This window comes from Exilibacterium tricleocarpae (genome assembly GCF_007004655.1).
Lineage (GTDB): Bacteria > Pseudomonadota > Gammaproteobacteria > Pseudomonadales > Cellvibrionaceae > Exilibacterium > Exilibacterium tricleocarpae.
Map to the genome: position 1 here is coordinate 118,691 of NZ_ML660107.1, position 3,548 is coordinate 122,238.

At 51.4% G+C, this 3,548-nt stretch carries 3 protein-coding genes; 2 read left to right on the forward strand and 1 reads right to left on the reverse strand.

Annotated features, from left to right (window positions below):
- Window positions 1-175: 175 nt before the first annotated feature.
- A complete protein-coding gene (locus FKG94_RS24230) occupies window positions 176-844 on the reverse strand; it encodes a hypothetical protein (RefSeq protein WP_142929534.1) in 669 nt (222 codons plus the stop codon).
- A 178-nt stretch (window positions 845-1,022) separates the two neighbouring features.
- Here FKG94_RS24230 and FKG94_RS24235 point away from each other — a divergent pair, with 178 nt between their 5' ends.
- Entirely contained in the window at window positions 1,023-2,012 is a 990-nt protein-coding gene (locus FKG94_RS24235; RefSeq protein ID WP_179957796.1) for an alpha/beta hydrolase, read from the forward strand.
- 955 nt (window positions 2,013-2,967) lie between these two features.
- Window positions 2,968-3,498 (forward strand): hypothetical protein, encoded by a 531-nt coding sequence (locus FKG94_RS24240; protein WP_142929536.1) that lies wholly within the window; start codon window positions 2,968-2,970, stop codon window positions 3,496-3,498.
- The last annotated feature ends 50 nt before the right edge of the window (window positions 3,499-3,548 follow it).

The following is a 3,548-nucleotide window of genomic DNA, read 5'->3' on the forward strand; positions in this document are numbered from 1 at the left end:
GGTGGGGTGTGGGGGGGGGGGGTGGGTTTTTTTATTTTAAACCCTGTTTTTTTTTTTAAAAAAAAACCCCCCCCCGACCCCTTCGAAGGGGACCACTCCCCGCTAACGAGGGCACCTCTATCCATTCACTACATACCCACCTACCACAACATCCGTCACAGTAAAAAAAACACACTCACTCAACACACGCCCGCGCCTCGATTTCAGTGCGCACCTCAACACTTTCCCCCTGCTCATTCTCTTTCTCACCGACAACGAAGCAGCGACCCTCCTTGTCACGCAGTAGAATATGTTCGGCTACCGGGCGCGGGGTGTCCCGGTGCGTAACGATTTCCGGTTTGATACTGCTGTAGCGGGAGCCTTGGTCACTATTGCCGTCGATGTAACGGGAACTTTGGTCATCATTGCTACTGCTATACCGGGAACTTTGATCACTGTAGGTGCTCTCATCGCTGTAACTGTAACGGCGACGGGAGTCGCTATAGCGTGTCTGCCGGCTGCTGCTGTAATAGCTCCGCTCTACCCGCCGCGGCGCGTAATCGCGGCCGCGATCGGCATAAGCGTGGTGCAACAGCGAGCCGATAACAATACCGCCGAGCAGATAGCCGGCACGGCGGTCACTGCGATGACGGTGATGGCGGTAATGCCGATGGTGGTACCCGCGACCCTTGTAGTGCCCGCGCGAATAGCCACGAGCGTACCCGCGTTTATACCCGCGATAATGGCCATCAGAATAACCATGGGAATAACCGGAATGGTAACTGTAATAGCGTCCGCCGGCCTGGGCTTCAACGGCGGAACATACGGCAATCAACGTAAAGCAGGTAATAAGGGCAGATTTCATGGACCACCTCCGGGCAACAATCCACCGCCACCCTAGCGCCGGCAACCTGAACCGGTGCTGAATCGACAGCCGCAACCGACTCGCGGGTCAAAGAAAATTACTGACTTTTATGGGGAATTCCCCACAATAGCCGCGGGCGCACAGCCGCTCACGTAAATAGATGGACGCCGGGCAGACCATGACATTGAGAACCAAAACAACTCTGACAGCCACTGTGTTGGCGACCCTGCTGGCGGTATTTGCCCTCGGCCCGCGCCCAGTCCTGACCGGCGCCGCCGAACCACCGCCACTGCCGGCCCAACTCCGGCAGTTGGAGACTTGGCTGGCACAGCAGGAAAACGGTTTTGGCGATATTACCGCGGGCACTGAAAAATCCATTGTCTGGCACAACCCGAACAGTCCCGGGCAGACTGATCTCGCGATCTTGTATATCCACGGCTTTTCCGCCACCCGCCAGGAAATAGCGCCGGTCCCCCAGGCACTGGGTACTTATCTCAACGCCAATGTCTATCTCACCCGCCTGCCCGGCCACGGCCGCGGTTTTGCCCCCATGGGCACGGCCACCGCCAATGACTGGGCGGCGGAGACCCTGGCGGCCTGGGAGGTGGCAAAAAAACTGGGCCGGCGGGTGATTGTTATCTCCACCTCCACCGGCAGCACCCTGTCCACCTGGCTGATGCAGCAACCGGGCGTGCAAACCCAGGCACGGGCGCAGATTTACGTATCGCCCAACTTCGGCGTGCGCAAGACAGGCGCCGGCCTGTTGACCATGCCCTGGGCCAGGCAGATCATCCCGTTGCTTCTGGGGCCGGAAAGCGGCTTCGAACCCCGTAGCGAAACCCACGCGAAATACTGGACCAGCCGCTATCCGGTAGCCGCCCTCTCGCAAATGCAAGCCACTGTAGACTGGGTGGCCGCCAGTGACGTCGGTCAGATCAAAGTACCGACACTCTTTATCTACTCCAATGAAGATCGCGCAGTGGACCCCGCCCGCACCGATCGGGTCCTCGCCGACTGGGGCGGCTATACGGAACGCATGCTGATTCCGGGTCGGCCGGGGGCGAGTAATCATGTGCTGGTCGGCGATATCGTGGCACCGCAAAACAATGAGTCAGTGCTTGCGCGCATCAAGGAATTTCTGGCCAATAGCAGCCGTAACAGACAGTGATTGATTGACTCAACGACTGCGATCGAGCACCTTGACTCGATGTTTAGCCGCGGTCAGCATATATAACCACTCAAATTCGATCAAAGGCTTTGGCTGCCGGGTTTCGGCAGCTCCAGATCGTTAAACCCGAAAACTAAAAATGCATGCCATTCTGATGGCGACATCAATACAGGTTTTTTTCGCAATACGTTAGAAATGGTTCAGACTTCACCCCCTCACTTTGTAATTATCGAAAGGCAGCTTTAGTGGGTATGGGGAAAGGGGTTGCAGACGTTACCTCCGCTACATGAATCGAATCAAAGAATATATTGTTGACTATGAGTTGACAAAAAATGAAAGTTTAAGCTAGCCTCTGTCGAACAAAAATATAATAACAGCATATGTGCCTAAAACAGGCGCCGGTTATTCAGAAAAAGCGTCTTTTCAAAAACTTGCGGCAGTTTTTTTGTAAAAAATTTTAATCAATTCTGAGAAGTAAGTAGCGTATTGGTGCTGTTGAACACGTGGTTTGTGTTTGCCTGTACTGTGTTGAAGAATCCAGTCCCTTCAGGAAGGTATCGGGAAATAACAGAGGAAGCCACTCCCTTCAGGATGCAACAAGAAATAAAAAATTAACTTTTTATGCGATTTTTTAAGTCCTTCCTCTTCTGAATGATAAGTTATAGGCGACGGACCACGCTTTTCGAGTGACAAGGTGGTCCGTTCCCGAATTGCTTAAATGGCGCTCGAAATCTAAAGTCGCTATTAACTGACTAAACTAGCGTGCGAATTTCAGCCGAAAGAGTCCAGAGGAAGGAGGAGTATTAATCCGCCCTACTAAGGATGCAATCGGGTATTCAACAGAACTTGTCGTATTGAACTATACAATTTTACAGTTAACTCTGATTAATGTTGACGCTATCTTTCCACTTCATTAAACAACTATTGGCTTGCCCAAACTATGCAGGAGGCTGTCATGAAGATCGACCTATACTTAAAGCAACCGTTTAAGCAGAATGAACTAATTGCCATGGGATTAATGTTAGACAAGCGCTTTTTAGATACTCCTGCTCACAAAGGCATCTGCCAAGAGCTGTGTTGGAAGTGGCTCAAAAGACTAAGCTCTAAAGCGGCTACCTATGACAGCCCCAAAAAACGCATGGATGCTTTCTGGAAAGAACAAACGCTCTTGAAGGCTATGAGCCGCCACAACACTGCTGCCAATAATGTGCTGATTTATCCTCACACTACCTATACTCTTAATAATGTACAGTGCAACTTTTCATATCGCCGTGATATTCAGTCCCGGTGGCGCATAAAGGGAGGCGGTTTATACTTTTCGTTCAGGTGTCCCAATTACAATAATGAGAAACATTCCATCGCCGCTTACATATTTAGACAGTCCGGTCAGAGACTGCTTGACCCCCTTGTACTAGGGCCTGTTCACACTAATTTTGATAGAATGTGCGCCTATGGAAATCACGAAAGCACAATTCAAAATTATTGAACATCTCCTGCCAATACAGAGGGGAAATGTAAAAATACCGAACATACAGG

Bases quoted from the DNA above. Each gene is read 5' to 3' on its own strand.
- FKG94_RS24240 (WP_142929536.1), top strand. From the start codon at position 2,968: ATGAAGATCGACCTATACTTAAAGCAACCGTTTAAGCAGAATGAACTA.
- FKG94_RS24235 (WP_179957796.1), top strand. From the start codon at position 1,023: ATGACATTGAGAACCAAAACAACTCTGACAGCCACTGTGTTGGCGACC.
- FKG94_RS24230 (WP_142929534.1), bottom strand. From the start codon at position 844: ATGAAATCTGCCCTTATTACCTGCTTTACGTTGATTGCCGTATGTTCC.